Raw genomic sequence first — 253 nt, forward strand, 5'->3', positions numbered from 1 at the left:
GTGGACCATGTAAAGGCTGTCCCGGCCTCCCCCTATGGACCGTGGGAAGCCCTGGCCGCGGCAGCGGGGGCAATTAAGGATATGGATGCGGACCTGGTCGTACTGGACTGCATCGGATTTAACCAGGAAATGAAGGACATGTTCGCAAAGGAAACCGGCAAGCTGGTGGTCCTTCCAAGGCCATTGCTGGCCAGGGTCATTTCCGAACTGACCGATGTGAAATAGGAGATGGAAGATGGATTTAATAGAGATT

At 54.2% G+C, this 253-nt stretch carries 1 protein-coding gene; it reads left to right on the forward strand.

Annotation, left to right across the window (positions count from 1 at the left end; all coding sequences use genetic code 11):
- Nucleotides 1–225: AroM family protein (locus LK536_RS58880; RefSeq protein WP_506092344.1), on the forward strand; the 225-nt coding region annotated here is incomplete at its 5' end.
- Between the last annotated feature and the right edge of the window lie 28 nt (nucleotides 226–253).

The sequence above is a fragment of the Clostridium pacaense genome, assembly GCF_020709765.2.
GTDB lineage: Bacteria > Bacillota > Clostridia > Lachnospirales > Lachnospiraceae > Enterocloster > Enterocloster hominis.